The following is a 23,922-nucleotide window of genomic DNA, read 5'->3' as shown; positions in this document are numbered from 1 at the left end:
ATGGAAAGATATGCGCAATTAAGCCCGATTATATTTGGAAGTGGCTCCATTAGGGTAGTAGGTGAGGAAGTAAAAAACCTTGGTTGTACCAAGGTGATGCTTGTATCGGATGAAACGATTTCTAAATTAGATGCTTATAAGAATTGTAAAAAAAGTTTAATCGATCAAGGGATGGAAATAGTGCCATTTAATAAAGTGGTTGCAGACCCGCCAGATTATATGATCAATCAAGGCGGGGAGCTCGCAAAGGCGGAAAAAATTGATGGTATTGTGGCTCTTGGCGGAGGAAGCGTGATGGATGCGGCCAAAGCCATCAATGTTCTAGTGAACAATCCTCTTCCAGTAAATCAGTATTTAGGAAACCCTGTTTACAACCCAGGCGTTCCAGTTGTCGTCATCCCAACAACAGCGGGAACAGGCAGTGAGGTTACGATCATGGGTGTCATTACCGATACAGTGAATCATATAAAAAGTGCTGTCCTTTGCCCGGCAACACTAGGGGTGTTGGATCCGGAGGTTACTATCGATGTCCCGCCTAGTGTCACAGCCTATACGGGTATGGATGCATTCGCCCATGCGGCGGAAGCCATTACGACGAAATTTCCCAATCCTAAATCTGAGGTTTTAGCCTTAGAGGCGATCAAGAAAGTGAGCAGCTATCTTCCGATTGCCGTTTCTGATGGGAAAAATATCAAAGCGCGAGAAGAACTTTTGTTGGCCAGCAATTTTGCCGGTATGGCTTTTAATGATGCCTTAGTTCACCTTGGGCATGCCATCTCTCATACGGCAGGGGCTGCATTCCACAAAGCACATGGAATCGTTTGTGCGCTTGCCTTGCCAGAAGTCATGAAATATTCAGCTAGTGCCAGGGCGGATAAAGTGCAACTAATCGGAGCAGCGATGGGTGTAAGCTTTGCTGGAGATGAATCCTCGGAAGAAATAGGTGAAAAGGTAGCGGAAGCTATCCGCCAATTAATCAAGAAAATAGGAATTCCATCTGTAAATGAGCTGGGACTTTCGAAAGAGGAGTTTACTGGTTTAGCCAGCAAAGTCATGGAGGACGTTTGTTATCAATATGTACCAAGGGAGCTATCATTAGAAGAGGTAACGGGCATTCTTGAAGCCATCTATGAAAATTATTAGTTTCAAAGCTGTAATTGTTGTTTAATGTTCACGATTCACTAGCTATTCTCTTTTTTTAGAGCTTGTATAATAGAGATACAAGCTCTTATTTATGTTTGAGGTGGCACACATGGAAATTGCGGAGTTAAAGTGCTTTAGCAAGGTATGTCAAACAAAAAATTTAACAAAGGCAGCCAAGGAGCTTTTTATCACACAGCAGGCCCTTAGCAGAACGATCAATAATTTAGAAAAGCAAATGGGAACAAAGCTTTTTTATCGGAATTCACGCGGAGTGACCCTAACCGATTTTGGCGAATATTTTTACAAAAAGGCAGAAGAGCTGCTTAAAGAATTTGATGCGTTTAACGCGGACATCTCTCATAAGGTAGAAGGAGAAAAGAAAAAACTGAAAATAGGTTTTTCTCCAGGAACCTTAAGAATACTAGGCGGTAAGGATGTTTTAGAGCTTGCGAAGAATCATCTAGGAATCGATATCGAAATTTTTGAATATGCGGATAAAGTGTGCGAAGCAAATGTTTTGGATGAAACCCTTGACATGGCCGTAACCGTTAACCCGAAGAATGAATCGAATTTTTCCTATTATCCTTTGATGAAACATCACCTGGTAGCAGTAGTCAATAAAGAGAATCCTATTTCTCATAATGAGAGCCTGACGTTTATTGATTTGAAGGACGAAAAGCTCATTTTAATAGATGACACATTTCGAATGCCGCAAGTTGTCCTTAAACATTTTCAAGATGAGGGAATTACCCCCAATATTTATAGCAAACTCAGCCATGATCTAAATCTTGCTTATGAGTTTGTTACCTTAAATAAAGGGGTATTTATTTTTATCGGCAGCTTAACGGATATAACCGCATACAATGACATCGTCAGTATTCCGATCCATGTCCCAACTGCTGCATGGGAAGTTGGATTTATTATTAAAAAGGATATAAAAATAAATCAGACCATGATTTCATTTATGAACTTGATACTTTCATTCTATAAATCCCTGGATATAAGGGGCTTGGATTCTGTTTTAGTAAAAAAATAAACCTGTATATAGTATTTTTTGCTTAAAGTGAAAAAAATAGTATAATAATGATTCATTAAAAGAAAGAAATGGAGTAAATCAAATGGTCCAATCAATCAATACAAAAGTCGATTTAGTGATCGATGCTACCTCACATATGGGAATTGCAGAATATGGAAAAATTATGATCGGAGACAAAGGATTTGAATTCTACAATAGCCGTGATGCCCGGAAGTTTATTCAAATTCCTTGGGAAGAAGTTGATCACGTAATCGCTTCTATCATGTTCAAAGGGAAATGGATTCCACGATATGCGATCAAAACGAAGCGGAATGGGAATTTTACATTCTCTTCTAAGGATCCAAAGAGAGTTTTGCGAGCCATACGTGAGTACGTTGATCCGAATCATATGGTCCAATCGTTAAGTTTCTTTGATGTCATCAAACGCGGCTTGAAGAGTATAATTAAAAAGTAATATTTACTTAACCTTGTCTTTTTTTGTCGAAATTAATCTAGATTTGTTAAATTCCCTCTTGTCAGAGTAATATCATGGTGCTATAATCCTAATGTAAGCTCATTAAAGTGATGCAGCAAGCATTGAAAAGGCTTTTATTTGATTAAGAAGCTGTTTACTTAAATCCATTAATAGCGTTTGCAAAATAAATTTAACTAGCCATTATTTTTTACGTGTTACTGATTCGATCAGGCATGAGTGAAAAGTATTGATTGAAATGAAGAATAAGGGGCACTCTATACCCATATCTTCATTTAATCGACTTTTTGCTCATGCCTTTTTTATTGTTTTTTGTTGAAACTGTAACCGCTTTAGATGGGCTGAAAGAATACTTTAGGAGTTTACCATGTTAATTTAAGCCGCACCATTAATATATAGGAGGTAAAAAGATGGTAGGAATTATCATTGCTAGTCACGGTGAATTTGCCAATGGTATCTTGCAATCTGGAGAGATGATCTTTGGAAAACAAGAAAATGTAAAAGCTGTTACATTGATGCCGAGCGAAGGACCTGAAAATGTAAAGGCCAAAATGCAAGAAGCAATCGCCTCTTTCGACAACCAAGACGAAGTATTATTCTTAGTTGATCTTTGGGGTGGAACTCCTTTCAACCAAGCCAACAGCTTGTTTGAAGAACACAAAGACAAATGGGCAATCGTTGCTGGTATGAACTTGCCAATGCTGATTGAAGCTTTTGCATCGCGCTTCTCCATGAACACAGCGCGTGAAATTGCCGCGAATATTTTGGGTTCAGCTAAAGATGGGGTTAAAGTAAAACCTGAAGAATTAGAACCAGAAGCACCTGCCACTGCAGCAGCAGCCGGGCCATCAAATGCAGGGGCGCCTGGCAAATTTGAATACGTATTAGCACGTATTGACTCACGACTTCTTCACGGACAGGTAGCGACAGCTTGGACAAAAACTACACAGCCTACACGCATCATCGTAGTATCGGATACGGTAGCTAAGGACGATCTTCGTAAGAAGTTGATCCAACAAGCGGCTCCTCCGGGTGTAAAGGCACACGTTGTTCCGATCAAAAAAATGATCGAACTTGCTAAAGATGATCAACATTTCGGCGGCCAGCGCGCGCTGCTTCTATTCGAAAACCCGCAAGATGCGCTTAGAGCGGTTGAAGGAGGCGTTCCACTTACGACCATCAACGTTGGTTCTATGGCACACTCACCTGGTAAAGTTCAGCCGAATAAAGTGCTGGCCTTCAGCCAAGAGGATATTGATACTTTTAAAAAGTTAAAAGAAGCTGGCTTGAACTTCGATGTACGTAAAGTGCCGAACGATTCAAAAGGCGACATGGACGAAATTATCAAGAAGGCTCAAGAAGAGTTAAACAAACAAAAATAAATCCAGAGAAAACGGAGGATTAATAAACATGGATTTGAATGTGATTCAAATAATATTAGTCTTTATCGTAGCATTTTTAGCTGGTATGGAAGGGATTCTGGATGAATTCCAATTCCATCAGCCGCTTATTGCTTGTACGTTAATTGGCTTGGTTACAGGAAACTTAGTGCCGTGTCTTATCTTAGGCGGTACTCTTCAACTAATCGCATTAGGTTGGGCAAACATTGGAGCTGCTGTAGCACCGGATGCTGCGTTAGCCTCAGTTGCCTCTGCCATTATTTTAGTTTTAAGTGGACAAGGTAAAGCTGGTGTGGCTTCTGCGATTGCGATTGCTGTTCCGCTTGCAGTTGCTGGACTTTTATTAACTATCATCGTTCGTACACTTGCAACAGCAATCGTTCACTTTATGGATGCTGCAGCTCAAGAAGGAAACATGAAAAAAGTTGAACTATGGCACATCATTGCAATCTGCTTGCAAGGATTACGTATTGCCATCCCAGCTGCTTTAATTGTAGCAGTTGGTGCAGGTCCGGTTAGAGATTTACTTACATCTATGCCAACTTGGCTGACAGAAGGTTTAGCAATCGGCGGTGGAATGGTCGTAGCCGTTGGTTATGCAATGGTTATTAACATGATGGCTACAAAAGAAGTATGGCCATTTTTCGCGATTGGTTTCGTATTAGCGACTGTTTCACAAATCACACTTATCGGTCTAGGTGCTATCGGTGTGGCTCTTGCACTTATCTACTTAGCGCTTTCTAAACAAGGCGGTTCAGGTAATGGCGGAAGCGGTAATACTGGTGATCCACTAGGCGATATTATTGATAGTTACTAAGAAGGAGGGCGCATAAAAATGGCAAATGAATTAAGATTATCAAAAAAAGATCGTATTTCTGTTTGGTGGCGTTCCACTTTCCTTCAAGGTTCTTGGAACTATGAACGTATGCAAAACGGCGGTTGGGCATATACGATGATTCCGGCCATCAAAAAATTATATAAATCAAAAGAAGATCGTTCGGCTGCACTAAAGCGTCATTTAGAATTCTTCAATACTCACCCATATGTAGCTTCGCCTATTATTGGTGTAACGTTAGCGCTTGAAGAAGAACGGGCAAATGGTGCGCCGGTTGACGATACAGCCATTCAAGGGGTTAAAGTTGGGATGATGGGACCTTTAGCAGGAATCGGAGATCCAGTTTTCTGGTTCACGGTTCGCCCGATCCTTGGTGCATTAGGTGCTTCTCTCGCTTTGACAGGAAACATCCTTGGGCCGATTATTTTCTTCGTTTTATGGAACCTTATTCGAATGGGATTCACGTGGTATACACAGGAATTTGGTTACAAAGCGGGCTCTAAAATTACGGACGACTTATCTGGCGGATTACTTCAAGATATTACAAAGGGAGCATCCATTCTAGGAATGTTCATCCTTGGTTCACTCGTTAACCGTTGGGTTTCTGTAAAATTTACACCAGTTGTATCAGAAGTTGATCTTTCCAAAGGTGCTTATATTGACTGGGATAATTTGCCTGCTGGAGCAGAGGGGATTAAAACTGCCTTACAACAGCAAGCTGCTGGTCTTTCATTAGAACCTGTTAAAGTCACTACTTTACAAGCCAACTTAGACAGCTTGATTCCTGGTTTAGCTGGACTCTTAATCACACTCCTTTGCATGTGGCTGCTTAAGAAAAAAGTTTCTCCAATCATTATGATTCTTGGATTGTTCGTGGTAGGTATCGTCTTCCACTTAATCCACTTAATGTAATAAATAGACGCGAGGGCACCTATCTCTGACTTGAACATGGATAGGTGCTCTTTGTATTAAAAAATACATACATTTTAGGAGGCTGCTATGCTTACTATTGGCTATATTGGAAATGGAAAAAGCACGAACCGATACCATCTGCCGTTCGTACTGCAAAGAGAGAATATAAAGGTAAAAACTATTTATCAAAGAAATCCCAAGCGTGAAAGCTGGGATCGAATTGCAGGCGTAAATTATACTTCTGATTTAGATGAACTATTAAATGATAAGGATATTCAACTGATTGTGGTTTGCACAAGAACGGACAGCCACTTTGAATACGCAAAATCAGTATTAGAACATAATAAACACTGTTTGGTTGAAAAGCCTTTTATGGAAACCTCAGACCAGGCAAAAGAAATATTTGCAATCGCAAGAGAAAAAGGATTAATCGTTCAAGCCTATCAAAACAGACGTTTTGATAGTGATTTCTTAACCGTTCAAAAGGTCATTGCAGAAGGGAAACTAGGGGACTTGCTGGAAGTGGAAATGCATTATGACTATTATCGTCCCGAAGTGCCAGAGTCTGTCCATTCTTTTGATCCTGCTTCGTCATTTTTATATGGACATGGCTGCCATACATTGGATCAGGTCATCAGCTATTTTGGCAAGCCGGATCATATCCATTATGATGTAAGGCAATTATTAGGACAAGGAAGAATGAATGATTATTTTGATTTAGATTTATATTACGGCGGGTTAAAAGTATCTGTAAAATCCAGTTATTTTAGGCTTAAAGAAAGACCAAGCTTCGTCGTTTATGGCAAAAAAGGATGTTTTGTAAAAGAAACCAAAGATCGTCAGGAAGAACATTTAAAGTTATTTTATATGCCTGATAACAAAGATTTTGGTATCGATACAATCAAACATTATGGTTTACTGACCTATATGGATGAAGAGGGTACCATCCACGAAGAAACAGTGAAATCTGTTAATGGTGATTATGGACGCGTATATGATGATTTATATGAAGCCATCATAAACGGTAAAGAAAAAACCATTACAGATGAACAAACCTTGCTGCAAATGGAAATACTAGAAACGGGAGTTAAAAACCTAAAATAATATTTGAGGAGGCCTTTCATCAGTTCGTTACTGCTGGAAGGCTTTTTTTTTAATTAAGCAAACTATTATGGTTAGCAGCAAAAGGTGAAGGCAGTATCAACAATGAAAATTTATGTAAGAAAATTTGACATTTGAGAAGAAATATTCAAAAAACATTTGCAATTCTACAATTTTTTACATTAAATTAATAGTAGGTTAATAGTAGGACCATATAATTTTATCGGGGAAGCGTTTGCTGAATACATAAAATGGGTGGACCAAGATTTTGTGATTTTTACAGTAAAAGGTTTACTAACTCCGTAGAGATGTGCCTCATTAACACAAATATTAAATAGAAAGGAGATTAGGATAAAAATAGACTTGTTTATTTAGAAAAGCCATTCCGTATGTGTAAACTCTAGTATTCTATGGTGAATAGAAAAACCGTTCCTCTGACCCATCACTGTTCCTGCAACAAATCCATCCAAAAAATGTGAATTCAAGTATTAATGGTTATCACTTCCTTGTTTTGTCCTGCGAGAACCTAGGAGAAACACGCAAATCATTCCAAACGCTACTCTACATCTGTGCCTATTAACTCAAAATGGAGGGGAAATATGAAAAAGAGACATAAGAAGAGCCTGAATATGGTCACGCTGGCTGTCTTGTTAATCAGCTTACTTTCGCCAGTGGCTAATAGCAATGTCAAGGCAGAAGCTCCTGTAGCGGCAGATTTGATTATCTCAGAATATATAGAGGGTTCCAGTTTTAATAAGGCGATTGAGCTTTATAACGGAACCGGTGCAGATGTTGACTTGACCCAGTACAGCCTTGAACTTCACACCAATGGTGCTGTCGACGCTGCAAACAAGGTGGCCTTAACAGGTACATTAAAAAGCGGTGACACGTACGTTGTATACCATAAACAAGCTGTTGCAGATATCAAAAACAAAGGTCAGCTTGAAAATTCAACTGTCATAAATTTCAATGGGAACGACCCTGTTGTTCTAAAAAAGGGAGAAACAGTCATTGATTCCATCGGCCAAGTTGGAACAGATGTAACTGTTCTCGCTGATGTAACTCTTGTTCGAAATGGTAATGTTACAACAGGAGATACGATTATTGATGATGCTTTTGATAAAAATAAGGAATGGACGAACCTAGGTAAGGATGTTTTCACAAATATTGGCACACATACCTTTGGAAGCACCGATCCTGGAGAGCCGGAAACACCAGTCCCAGCTATCTCCATTGCTGATGCCCGCGAAAAGGCTGTTGGTGAAACCGTAACGATTGAAGGGGTTGCAACAACTAATTCAGGTCTTTGGGGCAGCGAAACCTTCTATATGCAAGATGATACTGCTGGGATGTTTGTCTATAGCAGCCCAAAATCAGTAAAATCGGGAGATAAAGTCAAACTGACTGGAAAATTGCAGACATATAACGGCGAACTGGAAATGAAACCAGATAGTCTTGACATCGTTTCCTCCGGTAATGACCTTCCGGCGGCACAGGTTGTGACAGAAGTAACCGATGCTGCCCAAGGTGAGCTTCTCAAATTAGAGAATGTTACCATCACGGATATGAGTAAAGATAGCTATGGAACTGCTACATTCCAGGCTGTATTTGAAAGCGGAGCAAAAGTAAGGGTGGTCCACGATAATCGTACAGGCTCTAATTATGATGAACTCATTAAGCATTATAAAGAGGGCGATAAGGTTCATATCACCGGAATTGGATCTGTGGATGGAACGGGGTTCCATTTAAAAACGACTGGTCTTAATAGCTATGATTTGGTTAACAAACCAGCCGTTTATGCCACTCAGACAACTGGTGTTGTACCAGCTGGAACAGAAATCGAGTTGAAATCAGGCCTTGAGGGTGCAGACATCTATTACACAACTGATGGTGCAACTCCTACAGTTGAGAGCACAAAATATGCTTCACCAATTGCCTTAGAAATGGGTGAAACCACTATTAAAGCCATTGCTGTTAAGGATGGAAAGGCAAGTGAAGTATTTAGCTTTACGTATAAGATCCTAAATACGGAAGGCATCGCGATCCATGATATCCAAGGGAAAGGTCATATTTCCGACTATACCGGATCTTCCGTTACAAACATCACGGGCGTTGTCACTCATGTGTGGGGGACTACCAGCTTTGTCATGCAGGATGTGGATGGTGCAGATGCAGACCCTGCCACATCAGAAGCCATTGAAGTATACAAACCGACTCATGGCGTTGCAGTTGGTGATAAGGTATCCGTGGACGGGACAGTGACAGAATATGGCGGCGGGGCTGACCTGTCGAGAACACAAATCACTGGAACCTCTGTAACGAAAATCGGAACGGCAGCATTGCCTGAACCGCTAGTAGTCGGTGAAGATATCATCCCGCCAAACAAAATTATCGATAATGATGAAATGAAAACATTTGATCCAGAGGAGGATGGGATTGATTTCTGGGAATCTGTTGAATACATGCGTGTTTCATTCCCAGATGCCCTTGTCGTTGGGCCGCCATATTCCAATGACGTGCCGATCATTGTTAAAAGCACAACCAATAATAAGCTAAATAACCAGGGCGGACTAAATATCGCAAAGGACGATTACAACCCTGAAAAAATCTTCCTGGACAATGTCGGCAGTGACTTCCAGCCGGGCGACCAGTTCGATGGCGATGTAGTTGGTGTCCTTACTTATGCGAGCGCTGGCTATCAGCTCGTGACAGACAAGACGAAGCTGCCAGCTGTCATCAAATCGAACTTAAAACAAGAAGTGACTCATATTGTACCTGCAGAAGATAAATTGACTGTCGCATCCTACAATGTAGAAAACTTCTCGAACAATACGGCCAACACACCAGATGAGAAAGTAGCCAGAATTGCAAAGTCATTTGTAGAAAATATGAAATCTCCTGATATCATTACTCTGATTGAGGTTCAGGATAATGACGGCGAAACCAATTCTGGGAATACCGATGCCACACAAAGCTATGAACGCCTAATTGCAGCCATCAAAGCGGCGGGGGGCCCAACGTATAAATGGACAGATGTGGCGCCTATTAACAACGATAACGGCGGTGCACCTGGCGGTAATATCCGTGTCGGGTACCTCTATAATCCCGACCGCGTAACCTTGGTGAAAGGAACGAAAGGGACAGGAACGCAAGCAAACGCTTGGACAGAAGAGGGAAACCTTACACTGAACCCAGGTGTGATTAATCCTGAAAAGTTCGCTGGAACACGAAAACCAATCGCAGCCGAATTTGAGTTCAAAGGCCAGCGTGTTGTCGTGATTGGAAATCATTTGAATTCGAAAGGCGGTGATGAATCCCTATGGGGCTCGAGCCAGCCGCCTAAATTGGGTTCAGAAGCTGAACGCCTTAAATTAGCACAAGAGGTAAATAACTTCATTGATGCAGGTCTAGCGAAGAATCCTGACCTGAATGTAGTTGTTACGGGAGATATGAATGATTTTGAATTCACTCCTGTCCTTGAAACAGTTAAAGGCAATGTTTTAACCAATATGGTTGAAAAAGTTCCTGCTGAAGATCGGTTCTCTTATTTCTTCCAAGGAAACAACCAGGTATTAGACCATATTTTAGTGACGAATAATTTAGTAAATAAAGCTGAAGCGGATATGATTCACATCAATGCAAACTTTACCGAAGCACAGGGACAAGCATCTGATCATGATCCTGTATTGGTTCAGTTAGATTTTCCTGATTTAACCATCGTCCATACCAATGATGTGCATGCTGCTTTAGACAATATGCCGAAGACAGTGACAGCCTTGAAGGATGTTAGAGGCACAGCTCCTGGATCCCTTCTTCTTCATGCAGGGGATGAATTTACAGGAACCTTGTACTTCAATGAGTTCCAAGGTAAAGCAGACTTAGCTATGCTGAACCTAATGGGCTTTGATGCCATGACATTCGGAAACCATGAATTTGACCTGGGTTCTTCTCCAGAAGGCCACCAGGCATTGGCTGACTTTGTTAAGGGTGCTGAATTCCCATTTGTGAGTGCAAACGTTGATTTTTCAAAGGACGCTAAATTTGCTGGAATCTTTAACGAATCGATTAAAGTAGATTATGAAAATGGCGAGATTTACAATGGGATCATTAAAGAGGTTAACGGGGAGAAAGTCGGTATCTTCGGTTTAACAACTGCAGAAACAGCTGATATTTCCAGCCCGGGCTCCATAACATTCGAGAACTATCTTGCAGAAGCTGAAAAGTCGGTAAAATCATTGGAAGCACAAGGTGTCGACCGAATTGTCGCCTTGACCCATATTGGTTTTGACGACAATGCTGCAATCGATAATGACCTGACCCTGGCCGAAAAAGTCGAAGGCATTGACGTGATTGTCGGCGGGCATAGCCATACTACATTGAGCCAGCCAGTGGTAGTGGATAAAGATAAGACACCTACTGTCATTGTCCAAACAGGCAATTCGAACGGTAACCTTGGTGTTTTAAATGTTGAATTCGATGAAAAGGGCGTAGTGGAAGCTTATGATGGCCATTTAATTGCAATCGGTGCCCAAACGGCTGACCCAGAAGCTGCAGCAGTATTGGCACCATACAAGGAACGAATTGATGCGGTAGCTAAAGAAGAAATCGGGGTATCCACTCCAATTGCTTTGGAAAGCCCGCGTACGAATGGCGACAATACAAAACCAAGTGTACGGAAAAACGAAACGATCCTAGGCAACTTGATTACAGACGGCATGCTTGAAAAAGCCAAATCATTTACAGGGAAAAATGTCATCATGGCCTTGCAAAACGGCGGCGGTATCCGTGCATCCATCAATGCTGGCCCGATTACTGTTGGTGAAGTCATCACGGTATTGCCATTCAATAACACACTGGCAACCATGGATGTGACAGGTGCAGAGCTAAAAGCAGCATTCGAAACCAGCTTCAGCCAATATCCTGGAGAAAATGGCGGCTTCTTGCATGTATCCGGCGGCAAAGTAGAATTTGATTCTACAAAACCAGCAGGAGAACGTGTCGTATCCGTCTCGTATTTAAATGAAAATGGTGAGTATACAGACGTTCAAGATGATACGATGTACACAATTGCCACAAATGCTTTTACAGCAAAAGGCGGAGACGGCTATAGCATGTTTGCGAAAGCCTATGAAGAAGGGCGTGTAACAGACCTTGGCCTATCTGATTGGGAAAACTTCCGTGATCATTTAGTCAGCATCGGCAGTGAGGGAATTCCAACTGAAGTGGAAGACAGAATCGTGGATGCAGCGGGGCAATTCGACTTAACGGTTATGCATACCAATGATGTCCACGCTGCCTTGGACAACCTGCCGAAGACAGTCACTGCTGTAAAAGAGGTACGAGCAGCTCATCCTAATTCACTGATGCTTCATGCAGGAGACGAATTTACAGGTACTTTGTATTTTAATGAATTCCATGGTAAAGCAGATTTGGCCATGCTGAAATTGCTGGGCATTGATGCCATGACATTCGGGAACCATGAATTCGATCTCGGTTCCTCACCAGAAGGTCATCAAGCATTGGCTGACTTTATTAAGGGAGCGAACTTCCCATTTGTGAGTGCCAACGTTGATTTTTCAAAAGATGCTAAATTTGATGGAATCTTCAACGATTCTTTTGCGGACGATTATCAAAATGGCGAGATTTACAATGGGATTATCAAAGAAGTGAACGGGGAGAAAGTCGGGATCTTCGGTTTGACAACGGCGGAAACAGCTGACATTTCCAGTCCAGGATCCATAGTATTCGAAAACTATCTTGAAGAGGCTCAACAAGCAGTCGACTATTTTGAAGAACAAGGTATTAACAAAATCATTGCCTTGACACATATTGGCTTCGACGACAATGCTGCAATTGATAATGACCTGACCCTCGCTGAAAAAGTGGAAGGTATTGACGTGATTGTCGGCGGACATAGCCATACCACATTAAGCGAGCCAGTCGTTGTGGCAAAAGATGCGACTCCTACTGTCATTGTCCAAACAGGCAATTCGAATAGCAACTTAGGGGTATTGGACGTTGAGTTCGATAAAAATGGCGTTGTTATGGACAGTGATGGCCGTTTAATTGCCATCGGCACCCAAACAGATGATAAAGAAGCAGCAGAAGTATTGGCACCATACAAAGCCAAGATTGATGAAGTAGCGAAGGAAGAAATCGGGGTATCCACCCCAATTGCATTGGAAAGCCCGCGTACAAATGGCGACAATACAAAACCAAGTGTACGGAAAAACGAAACGATCCTAGGCAACTTGATTACAGACGGCATGCTTGAAAAAGCCAAATCATTTACAGGGAAAAATGTCATCATGGCCTTGCAAAACGGCGGCGGTATCCGGGCTACTATCGATGCTGGACCGATCACTGTTGGGGAAATCATCACGGTATTGCCATTCAATAACACGCTGGCAACCATGGATGTGACAGGTGCAGAGCTAAAAGCAGCATTCGAAACTAGTTTCGGTCAATACCCTGGAGAAAATGGCGGCTTCTTGCATGTATCCGGCGGCAAAGTAGAATTTGATTCGTCGAAGCCAGCAGGAGAACGTGTCGTATCCGTATCGTATTTGAATGAAAAGGGTGAGTACGTAGAAGTCCAAGATGACACGATGTACACGATTGCCACAAACGCCTTTACAGCAAAAGGCGGAGATGGCTATACCATGTTCGCGAAAGCCTATGAGGAAGGCCGTGTAACAGATTTAGGGCTTTCTGATTGGGAAAACTTCCGTGATCATTTAGTCAGTCTTGGCAGTGAAGGAATCCCAACTGAAGTGGAAGGCCGAATTGTTGATGTAAGTTTGGAACCGGGTGAAGAGCCAGGAGAAGAACCGGGTGAGGAGCCTGGCAATAATCCGGGACAAGAGATTAAACCGCCTGTGGTTAAAGAAGGCAATAAGTATAAACTTAGTGAAGCTGCACTTCAAAACCTTCCAGAAAAAGCAATTGTAGTTGTTCAAGTGGATGACAAAGTAAATGCAACATTGACACTTACCAAAGAACAAATCCAGGCTCTAAAAGATGCCAACGCTACACTTGTGATAAGTAATGGAAATGTAGAGGTGCAAATTCCTGCCTCCATCCTTCCGGCAGCCCAAAATCTGGACATTAAAGTGAAGAAGATGGAAGTTAAGGGTTCACTAGGAGCTTATGACTTTACAATGGAAGCTGATGGTAAATTGTATCATAAGTTTAATGAAAAAGTTAAACTTACATTCAAAGTTGATCCAAAACTAATTAACAATCCTAATCATGTGAAAGTTTATTATTGGAATGAAGAAGCTAAAAAATGGGAGCTTATTGGTGGAGAATACAAAAATGGGGAAGTCTCAGCTTATACCGATCATTTCAGTACATTTGGAGTATTCGAAGGTGAACCAGTTTCTTCTAAGAATCCAACACAAACTGGCCAGGCCGAACTACCAAATACAGCAACAAATAACTTTAACATTTTATTAACAGGATTATTATTAGTTGCAGCTGGCGGAGTCTTATACCTTATTAAGAGAAGACGCATAAATATCCAATGATTATAGTAGTTTGAATGTGAAACTACACCTAGAATGACCATGGAGTGTTGTAAAACCAAAAAGAAAGCTGAAAGACCCCAACTGCCTTAGGCAGTTGGGGTCTTTCAAATCTATTAGGACCGTATGAAATGGATTGATAGCATCGGTTATCAGTCTTTTTCTTTACAGTAACTTTACAGTTAAATCATTGATATCCATTGTTTTTTCTTCTAATATATAAGTAAATAATTATTTAATTATAAAAGGAAATAGGAGATGTAAGCCATGCAAAAATCACTAGTTGAAGTAGAGCGTGCTGCCAATGTTTTAAAGCTACTAGGCGATAAAACCCGCTTGACCATGATCGCTATGTTAAAGCTACGGGAATGTTGTGTTTGTGAATTTCAAGAGATTTTTGAGATGAGCCAGCCATCGATAAGCCAGCATCTTCGTAAATTAAAAGATGCAGGGATGGTAAAGGAAGAACGAAGAGGCCAATGGATTTACTATTCACTAAATCAGCAAAGTGAGCTTTATGGACTTTTGGAAGATATTCTGGATCATATACCAGAGCAGATTGAGAAGATAAAATTGATTGAAAAAAGTAACCCTGCGCTTCGGTGCGGTTGTTAGCTTGATTGGAAATGGGAGTGAGAATAATGAGTACTGCAAATAAGAAACGCTTATCGTTCCTGGACCGATATTTAACGCTTTGGATTTTTCTTGCCATGGCAATTGGTATTGGGCTCGGTTTCTTTATTCCTGGATTCGTCAAAGGAATGAACAGTCTGCAGGTTGGAACCACATCAATTCCGCTTGCTATAGGATTAATTTTAATGATGTATCCACCGTTGGCCAAAGTTCGATATGAAGAAATTGGGCGAGTCTTTAAAGACGTAAAAGTCCTTGCCTTATCACTAGTGCAAAACTGGATCATTGGCCCCATTCTTATGTTTTTATTAGCCATTATCTTCTTGCCTGATAAGCCGGAATATATGGTGGGTTTGATCATGATCGGCTTAGCCCGGTGCATTGCCATGGTTATTGTATGGAATGACCTGGCTAAAGGGGATACCGAATATGCAGCGGGTTTAGTGGCATTTAACTCGATTTTCCAAATGCTTTTCTTCTCCGTTTATGCGTATGTGTTTGTGACCGTCATTCCTAAATGGATCGGAATCCAAGGGGCCGTCGTCAACATTACCATGCTGGAAGTGGCAAAATCCGTTTTCATCTATCTAGGAATCCCGTTTATCGCTGGAATGATCACACGCTTTACAATGGTGATGGCCAAGGGCAGACAGTGGTATGAGAAAGTGTTTATCCCTAAGATCAGCCCGATTACATTAGTGGCCCTGCTTTTTACGATTATTATCATGTTCTCTTTAAAAGGAGATACCATAGTCAGCTTGCCGCTAGACGTTATTCGAGTAGCCATTCCTTTGTTAATATATTTTATTTTAATGTTCTTTGTTTCTTTCTTCCTTGGCAGAAGGATTGGAGCAAACTATCCAGTAACGACCACCCTGGCTTTTACTGCAGGAAGCAATAACTTTGAATTGGCGATTGCGGTGGCGGTGGGTGTCTTTGGCATCCATTCAGGTGCGGCTTTTGCGGCCGTCATTGGACCGCTTGTAGAAGTGCCGGTCATGATTGCATTAGTAAACGTGGCATTGTGGTTGAAACGAAAATATTTTAAAGAACAGGCAGCTTAAAATCTAATCTTAAAGGTGGAATTCAACATGGAAAATAAAAAGAAAATTTACTTCTTATGTACAGGAAACTCTTGCCGCAGCCAAATGGCCGAAGGCTGGGCAAAAAAGTATTTAGGTGATGAATGGGAAGTCCGCAGCGCCGGCATCGAAACGCATGGATTGAACCCGAATGCGGTAAAAGCGATGAAGGAAGCAGGAATTGATATTTCCAGCCAAACATCGGACCTTATCGACATAGACTATTTAAACAGTGCTGATTTAGTGGTAACTCTCTGTGGAGATGCAGCAGATAAATGCCCGGTTACACCGCCAGCTGTAAAACGTGTTCACTGGGGATTTGACGACCCGGCAAAAGCACAAGGAACGGACGAAGAAAAATGGGCATTCTTCCAACGTGTCCGTGATGAAATCGGCGGCCGGATTAAATGCTTTGCGGAAACTGGCGAGTAAGAAAATTGAGAGTAGTTAGCTAATGAATGATTAACTGCTCATTTTTATTCTGTTGCCCTACTATTATCAGGGATTGTGGTGGCGCTTGCTTTAATTCCAGAAGCGATTGCCTTTTCACTAATTGCGGGTGTCGATCCGATGATAGGGTTATATGCTTCGTTTTGTATTGCTGTTACCATTTCGTTGCTGTGCGATGATTGGCCAATCCGTCATCAATGTTAAATCTGGCGGTAAGGACGGCTATCAACATTTGTTGCTGGCGCCTTTTTATTAACGCTGATTGTCTCCTTGCAAGGGATACTCGTGCAAATTCCAATGGCTGCATTAGTCCGTGTCATGTTTATGGTTTCAATTGGCACATTTGATTGGTCCAGCCTAAAATCATTTAAAAAGGTCCCTGTTACAGATACGATTGTAATCATAACAAGCCAGGCGGGCTCGAGAAAGCTGCTAATCATTAAATAGCCAACACCACTTCCTTTAAAGGGGAGTGTTTTTTTATCATTAGTCTCTATTATAACTGAACGTTGATTTACTGTGCTTGAAAAATAAACGGAAAAATTCCGCTTAAATTGGGAAATATGGGTATTTCCTTAAAAATAAGAGTATTTTTTCCCTTTATTGTATCCAAATCAATGAATTTTGGCATATTTAGAGCCGTTAAGTGGAATTTCTCCTCTTATATCGGCTTCCTAAGGGCCCGCAATCTACAATAGCGGGAAATTCTCCGCTTATTCATACTCATACCATACCTACACGAAAAACAACAATGAATCCTAACAGAGCCTATCATTAAAAACGTCTATTCATTTTTTGAGGCTAAAGAGGCTCCATCGTGGCATTCAAAATGGATTCCAACTATTTTTTATCCATATTCACGATATTGACACATGTAAGGGATTCTGGTAACTTAATAAAGTTACCTTTGATAACTGTTACCATTGATAACTATTTTTAGGCGGTGACCACAAATGAAGAATTCGCAAAAATTCTTTCATCAACTTTTAATGCTGTATCGCCCTTTCGAAAAGATGTTAAATGTAGAACTGAGCCGGCATGATTTGCACAGGGCACAATGGACCATCATTTATTATTTGGAAAACTTCGGTTCGGCAACACTGGTGGAGCTTTCAAATTACCAGGGGGTTGAGAAACCAACAATTACTAGGACCGTGAGCCAATTAGAAGAATTGGGCTATGTCGAACAGGTCCCTGAAAAGGATAAACGCAAAAAGCAAATGCAGCTGACCAAGTCTGGTAAACAGTTATATCAAAAGGTCCGAATGACAGTTGATGAATACGAAGAAAATATATTAAGGGGAATTTCAGAAGAAGATCAGCTAACCGCCATCCGCGTGATGGATGAAATAAGGAAAAATATTATTCAATAGGAGATGGAGAAGTTGGAACAAGCAAGACCTAAATTGTGGACGAAGGATTTTATCATCATTTCGGCTGCAAACTTTTTCTTATACTTAATCTTTTATTTATTATTGGTGACCATCTCGGTTTATGCCGTCAATCACTATCATGCCAGTGAAAGCCAAGCGGGTCTCGCGACCGGGATTTTCATAATTGGGACTTTAATTGGCCGTCTCGTCATCGGCCGTATCATCGAATCGGTCAGCACCAGAAAAACTATGTTTTTCGGCCTTATCTTTTGCATTTTGGCATCAGGCTTATACTTCATCGATTTAGGGACGAACTTTTTGCTGTTTACTCGATTTGTGCATGGTTTAGCTTTAGGGGTAGCTAGTACCGCTACAGGCACCATCGTTGCATTAATTATCCCGGCTGTACGGAAAGGTGAGGGGATTGGCTACTACAGCATGAGTACCACATTGGCCACCGCCATCGGCCCTTTCATCGGCATATACATGAGTCAGCATGCCAGCTACGCAGCCATATTTAGCTTTTGTTTAGCTTTGGGAGTAATCAGTTTCATCATTGCTCTTTTTATGAAAGTGCCGGAAATGAAACCAGCTGCTAAAGCGGCGGAGCCAAAAGGATTCAAGCTTTCTGGCTTTATTGAGCCAAAAGCGCTGCCGATTGCATTGGTTACCTTAATTGTTGGCTTGGGTTACTCTAGTGTCTTGTCTTTTATTAATTTTTATGCAATAGAAATTGACCTTGTAAATGTGGCAAGCTTCTTCTTTATTGTATATGCAGTGGCAATCTTGGTATCACGTCCATTTACGGGAAGATTAATGGACATAAAAGGCGCCAGCTATGTGATGTATCCCGCTTTTGTACTATTTGCAGCAGGGTTATTCTTATTAAGCTCAGCCAGTCATGGCATAAGCTTATTAATTGCCGGTGTCTTGATTGGATTTGGATTTGGAAATATGCAATCCTGCACACAGGCGATTGCCGTAAAGGTGACGCCGCGTGAGCGAATGGGATTGGCGACCTCTACGTTCTTTATTGCTCTAGATGCTGGTCTGGGTTTCGGTCCCTATGTTTTAGGATTCATCATCCCATTAACCGGTTATCGCCAGCTATACCTTATCATGGCCATTGTCGTTTTAGCCAGCACGGCACTTTATTACTTCATGCATGGAAAAAGAGAAGCTGGTACTGAATTCAAAATGGATGCTGCCTGATTTGACAAGGCATCTAAATGAATAAAACCCTATAAAATATTTAAAAATGAATAAGCAGCATGTAATTAGTGCTTTAAGAGGTCTTCCATCAGTTTATAAAATTGGCGGGAGACCTTTTCTTTCTATTTGGGTCTCAGACAGCTTGGGGTAATTGTTATCTTGTTTCTTTCTGAAGATATGAATAAACTTGAATATTCGGAAAATCGGCTGTAAACTTAATATACAAAAATAAATAATTATTTAATTAAGTTAATAATTATTAATAAACTGGAATGGTATGATGCTGGAGGACAGTCTAAAAATCTAAAGAAAACCTTATAAGGAGGGGTGTTATGGATGGTTTATATCTCCTTCCAAATGCTGAGGAGGAAATCATAGATTCATATGACGAGGATATTATTGTTACGAATAGAGAGGGGAAAATCATCAAAGTTACCCATATTAGCGGGAGGCAATATGGGATATCCTCAAGGGATTTGCTGGGGCAGTCTGTTTATGATTTGGAAACGAGAGGCATCTTTTCTCCTGCCATCACTCCTCAAGTGTTACGGCAAAAAAAGAAGATTGTCGTCATTCAGACCACTTTGGATAAGCGGAAAATCCTTGTTACAGGGATTCCGTTATTCAACGAACACAATGAAGTAGAGTACGTTTTAAGTTATTCCTACGAAGTATCGGAACTGCTTGTCATACAAGAATACTTAAATGAACTTGAAGGTGAGATGACCAAGGTAAAGGAAGAGCTTGAACTATTGCGGGAGAAAACCTTAAGTGTGAACGGTATTATTGCTGAAAGCAAACATATGAAACAAGTATTAAGGACCATCGCTAAGGTCTCCCCTCTCCAAGTATCGGTAGTCCTGCATGGGGAAAATGGAGTCGGTAAATCCTTGCTCGCAAAATTGATCCATAAACAAAGCCGATGGTCTGACGGTCCATTTATCGAGGTGAATTGTGGAACGATACCCGAGGCGATTTTTGAATATGAACTGCTGGGAGGCTCCAAATCAGATCCCGCGAAAAGGATTGGTTATCTCCAAATGGCTCAAAATGGAACCCTGTATTTGCAAGGAATAGATGAATTATCATTAGCGTCCCAAACCATCTTAGTAAAAGCCCTCAGACAACAAAAGGAGAGGTTTCGCATCATTAGCTCAACGGAAAAATCCTTGGAAGAATTAATGGGCAGGAAGCAGTTGAGAGAGGATTTGTTTTACCTCATTCATGTCGTCCCAATACATATCAAGCCCTTGCGTGAGCGGATGGAGGATTTAACGGAGGTCATTCATCAGTACTTTAGAAAATTTTGCGATAAGTATCATGTACAAAAAGAATTATCGAACGATTTATTTCATGAATTGATGCATATGGAATGGAGCGGCAACCATTTGGAGGTGAAAAATGTGATCGAGAGGCTTGTTGTCCAAAGCGAAGGATCTATCCTTACAAAGGATGACCTGCCAATCGAGTACCAAAAGGAGCCTTCCCAAATAGAAGGACTTGAAATTGAGGGACGGACGCTTCAAATCATCCTAGATCAAGTTGAAAAACGAGTCCTCCGCAGCGCGCAAAAGCAATACAAAACGACAACAGAAATGGCAAAAGCTCTGGGGGTCAGCCAGCCTTCCATTGTTCGGAAAATGAAGAAGTATTTTAATAACTAAATTCTAAAGCAGGGCTTCTTAAAGTCTCTGCTCTGCAGAGTACGAGGAATTCCAGCTTGAACTAACATAATGGTAAGGTGGTACTAATATGTATATTCAGCAGCTCATTGCAAAACTAGGAAGGGAGAAGGTCAGTCAGAATGAAACACAATTGTATCGTCATAGTCATGACGAATCACCACATGCTCCGGTAGAACCAGATGTAGTCTGTTTCCCTGAGTGTCCAGAGGATGTTGAAACAATTTTAGAGATTGCCAGAAAATATCATGTGCCCGTTACTGCATTTGGGGCTGGATCGGGCTTGGAAGGTCAAGCCATCCCAGTGGAAAAAGGCATTTCCTTAAATTTCGAAAACATGAATAAGGTACTGGACTTTTCACCTGAAGATTTGCTGATTACTGTACAGCCTGGAATGACCCGGATGCAGCTGAACAAAATTGTGAATCCCCATGGGCTTATGTTTCCAATTGACCCTGGGGCTGATGCAACGATTGGCGGGATGGCCGCAACAAATGCCAGCGGAACCACTGCCGTCCGCTACGGGGCAATGAGAGACCAGCTGCTGGATTTAGAGGTCGTTTTAGTGGACGGGACTGTGATACATACGGGTACAAGAGCAAAAAAGTCATCTTCTGGTTATCATTTAACAGGACTATTTGCAGGATCAGAAGGGACTCTGGGGATTATGACGGAAATCACACTGCGACTCCATGGGATTCCTGAGTATTCGATGATGGCGGCTTGTACATTCGATTCGCTCGAGCTTTGTGGACAAGCTGCCTACCACATGCTGCATAGCGGGATTCCTGTTATGCGAATGGAACTCATTGATGCTGCAAGCATTCGTGAAATCAATCGCGTTAATCATTTTGATTTTCCAATAAATCATTCATTGTTTATCGAATTCGCAGGTGCGAAAAGTGCGGTTGAGGAGGAAGTCGTATTAACGGAAGAAATAATGAAAGATCTTGGGGCGGAAAATTGGCAGGCAGCAAGTAATCCTGCTAAGCAAAGGGAGATTTGGAAGGCTAGACATGAATTATCATATGCATTTATGCATCAAAGCGGGGTTGACGAAGTGGGTGCAGACGTTTGTGTTCCCATATCAAAGCTGCCAAAGCTTTTGGAATATGCCCGTAAGCTTATAGACGAAAGCGGGTTAAAAGGGGGAGTTTGGGGCCATGTTGGAGATGGCAATTTTCACACGTTAATTGTATTTGATCCGAAAGCTGAAGGGGAACGCGAGAAGGCGGAACGAATAAATGATTCATTGGCATTGCGTGCCATTGCAGAAGGGGGCACTTGTACGGGGGAGCACGGTGTAGGTCTTGGAAAAATAAAATTTCAAGAAGCAGAGCATGGTACCGCCTTTACTGTCATGAAAAATATGAAACAACTATTGGATCCGATGGGAATCTTAAACCCGGGAAAGATCTTCTCATAACCAAGAAGAACATAGGCAGAAAACGATTGAACCACTCTATTTACATAAAAATACCCTGATATTTCATTGGAGACCGTTGTATAACGGACTCCTTTTTATATTCATTTTTAAAGATGAATAAAAATAAATCACAGAAAATTTAAAATTAGTGTTGTTAATTTATTCTTTTTGTCGTATAATGGCTATACAATTTTGTATAATTATTCAATTATGAATAGTCTTGTAGTTTTTATTTTTCAATAAATTTGCTAGCTATAACAAAATCATGATGTTTCATCAAAGGGGTCTTCAAAAATGGAAAAGCTAGAACCAGATTGGGTGGAGTTGGTAGATTCGATTGGGAATTTTCTTGCTCCAAGTATGGCGAAGGATCATCCCAATTTGCCGGTTGTGAAAGCAGAAGGTTGCTATTATTACGGAGCTGACGGGGTTCAATATCTTGATTTTACATCAGGAATTGCGGTTGAAAATGTCGGTCACAGACATCCGAAAGTCGTACAGGCCATTAAAGACAGTGTAGACCATTTGGTCCATGGCCCTTCGGGAGTTATTATCTATGAATCTATTTTAAAATTGGCCCAAGAGCTGCAAACAATACTGCCGCCAAAGCTTGATAATTTCTTCTTTGCTAACAGCGGCACGGAGGCCATCGAAGGGGCAATGAAATTAGCTAAATATGTGACAAAACGGCAATATGTTGTTTCGTTCACTGGGTGTTTTCACGGCCGTTCCATCGGTTCATTGAGTGTTTCTACTTCTAAAAGCAAGTATCGAAAATACCAGCAGCCATCCTGGCTTACCTATCAATTGCCATATGCCCATCCAGACTATTTGCCTGACGGGGCGGATCCGGAAGTGTTTTTTCCAGAGAAGCTCGAAAGGGACGCCGCTACCTTATTTAAGCATCAGGTAGATCCTGAGGAGGTTGCCTGCATGATTGTGGAACCGATTCTAGGTGAAGGAGGATATATCATTCCTCCAAAGGCATGGCTGAAAAAGGTTAGGGAAATTTGTGACCGCCATGGCATTCTGCTTATTTTCGATGAGGTACAAACGGGGTTTGGCCGAACTGGAAACTGGTTTGCCGCGCAAACATTTGATGTAAAGCCTGATATTATGGCGATTGCAAAAGGAATTGCAGCAGGGCTTCCATTAAGTGCAACCGTTGCCTCAAAGGAACTGATGTCGCAGTGGCCATTAGGCTCTCATGGAACCACATTCGGAGGGAACCCAATTGCTTGTGCAGCGGCAAGAGCTTCACTGGCTGTCATTCAAGAGGAAAAATTGTTGGAGAATACACAGGATATGGGGGCATACGCACTTCAACGGCTAAACGAATTGAAACAGAAGTTTCCCGTTATTGCAGATGTCCGAGGTATTGGCTTAATGATAGGAATTGCCCTTCAAGATGTTGAAACGGGTAAACCAAGCGGTGCCAAGGTGATGGAAGTGCTAAATAAATGCCTTGAAAAAGGAGTTCTATTCTACTTATGCGGTAACTCAGGTGAGGTCATTCGCATGATTCCGCCGTTAACTATTACAAAGGAACAAATTGACCACGGGCTTGATGTGCTGGAAGAGGTACTAGAAACGGTATAACACAGGAATACGGCAGCTTTGCCAAAAATAAATGACATGG

At 41.4% G+C, this 23,922-nt stretch carries 16 protein-coding genes and 2 pseudogenes; all 18 read left to right on the top strand.

Annotation, left to right across the window (positions count from 1 at the left end; all coding sequences use genetic code 11):
- The 18 genes and pseudogenes from NFS43_RS13205 to NFS43_RS13115 all read left to right on the top strand — a co-directional run bounded on the left by NFS43_RS13205 (position 1) and on the right by NFS43_RS13115 (position 23,882).
- The gene (locus NFS43_RS13205; protein WP_251552141.1) at positions 1-1,143 is read left to right on the top strand and encodes an iron-containing alcohol dehydrogenase; all 1,143 of its coding nucleotides are present in this window, start codon (positions 1-3) and stop codon (positions 1,141-1,143) included.
- Positions 1,144-1,252: 109 nt separating this feature from the next.
- Entirely contained in the window at positions 1,253-2,179 is a 927-nt protein-coding gene (locus NFS43_RS13200) for a LysR family transcriptional regulator (protein WP_251552140.1), read from the top strand.
- Positions 2,180-2,261: 82 nt separating this feature from the next.
- Complete coding sequence (locus NFS43_RS13195; RefSeq protein WP_251552139.1) at positions 2,262-2,633, top strand: DUF956 family protein; 372 nt, start codon at positions 2,262-2,264, stop codon at positions 2,631-2,633.
- Between the two features lie 428 nt (positions 2,634-3,061).
- Entirely contained in the window at positions 3,062-4,033 is a 972-nt protein-coding gene (locus NFS43_RS13190) for a mannose/fructose/sorbose PTS transporter subunit IIA (protein ID WP_251552138.1), read from the top strand.
- A 28-nt stretch (positions 4,034-4,061) separates the two neighbouring features.
- The gene (locus tag NFS43_RS13185) at positions 4,062-4,868 is read left to right on the top strand and encodes a PTS mannose/fructose/sorbose transporter subunit IIC (RefSeq protein ID WP_251552137.1); all 807 of its coding nucleotides are present in this window, start codon (positions 4,062-4,064) and stop codon (positions 4,866-4,868) included.
- 18 nt (positions 4,869-4,886) lie between these two features.
- Positions 4,887-5,798, top strand: coding sequence for a PTS system mannose/fructose/sorbose family transporter subunit IID (locus NFS43_RS13180; RefSeq protein WP_251552136.1), 912 nt, complete (start codon positions 4,887-4,889; stop codon positions 5,796-5,798).
- Positions 5,799-5,885: 87 nt separating this feature from the next.
- Positions 5,886-6,902 carry an oxidoreductase gene (locus tag NFS43_RS13175; RefSeq protein ID WP_251552135.1) on the top strand — a complete coding sequence of 339 codons (1,017 nt, stop codon included), beginning with the start codon at positions 5,886-5,888 and terminating at the stop codon, positions 6,900-6,902.
- Between the two features lie 596 nt (positions 6,903-7,498).
- Complete coding sequence (locus tag NFS43_RS24395; RefSeq protein WP_277613942.1) at positions 7,499-14,428, top strand: 5'-nucleotidase C-terminal domain-containing protein; 6,930 nt, start codon at positions 7,499-7,501, stop codon at positions 14,426-14,428.
- 264 nt (positions 14,429-14,692) lie between these two features.
- Positions 14,693-15,040 carry an ArsR/SmtB family transcription factor gene (locus NFS43_RS13160; RefSeq protein WP_251552134.1) on the top strand — a complete coding sequence of 116 codons (348 nt, stop codon included), beginning with the start codon at positions 14,693-14,695 and terminating at the stop codon, positions 15,038-15,040.
- Between the two features lie 26 nt (positions 15,041-15,066).
- Positions 15,067-16,122, top strand: coding sequence for an ACR3 family arsenite efflux transporter (gene arsB, locus NFS43_RS13155; RefSeq protein WP_251552133.1), 1,056 nt, complete (start codon positions 15,067-15,069; stop codon positions 16,120-16,122).
- A gap of 27 nt (positions 16,123-16,149) precedes the next feature.
- On the top strand, positions 16,150-16,572 hold the full coding sequence (gene arsC / locus NFS43_RS13150; RefSeq protein ID WP_251552132.1) for an arsenate reductase (thioredoxin): 423 nt from the start codon (positions 16,150-16,152) through the stop codon (positions 16,570-16,572).
- Positions 16,573-16,644: 72 nt separating this feature from the next.
- Positions 16,645-16,761 (top strand): annotated as a pseudogene (locus tag NFS43_RS13145) (SulP family inorganic anion transporter); the annotation flags it as partial.
- Positions 16,760-17,001 (top strand): annotated as a pseudogene (locus NFS43_RS13140) (SulP family inorganic anion transporter); the annotation flags it as partial. The pseudogenes NFS43_RS13145 and NFS43_RS13140, both read left to right, overlap by 2 nt.
- A 542-nt stretch (positions 17,002-17,543) precedes the next feature.
- Positions 17,544-17,963 carry a MarR family winged helix-turn-helix transcriptional regulator gene (locus NFS43_RS13135; RefSeq protein ID WP_251552130.1) on the top strand — a complete coding sequence of 140 codons (420 nt, stop codon included), beginning with the start codon at positions 17,544-17,546 and terminating at the stop codon, positions 17,961-17,963.
- 12 nt (positions 17,964-17,975) lie between these two features.
- Entirely contained in the window at positions 17,976-19,175 is a 1,200-nt protein-coding gene (locus tag NFS43_RS13130; RefSeq protein ID WP_251552129.1) for an MFS transporter, read from the top strand.
- A gap of 332 nt (positions 19,176-19,507) precedes the next feature.
- Positions 19,508-20,839, top strand: a complete 1,332-nt coding sequence (locus tag NFS43_RS13125; protein WP_251552128.1) for a sigma 54-interacting transcriptional regulator — start codon at positions 19,508-19,510, stop codon at positions 20,837-20,839.
- Between the two features lie 88 nt (positions 20,840-20,927).
- Positions 20,928-22,283 (top strand): FAD-binding oxidoreductase, encoded by a 1,356-nt coding sequence (locus NFS43_RS13120; protein WP_251552127.1) that lies wholly within the window; start codon positions 20,928-20,930, stop codon positions 22,281-22,283.
- A gap of 294 nt (positions 22,284-22,577) precedes the next feature.
- Positions 22,578-23,882: an aspartate aminotransferase family protein gene (locus NFS43_RS13115; RefSeq protein WP_251552126.1), complete on the top strand. Its 1,305-nt coding sequence runs from the start codon at positions 22,578-22,580 to the stop codon at positions 23,880-23,882.
- Positions 23,883-23,922 lie beyond the last annotated feature (40 nt).

Origin of the sequence: Neobacillus muris (genome assembly GCF_943193175.1) — a bacterium.
GTDB lineage: Bacteria > Bacillota > Bacilli > Bacillales > Cytobacillaceae > Neobacillus > Neobacillus muris.
This window is presented reverse-complemented; position numbering and strand designations above follow the sequence as displayed.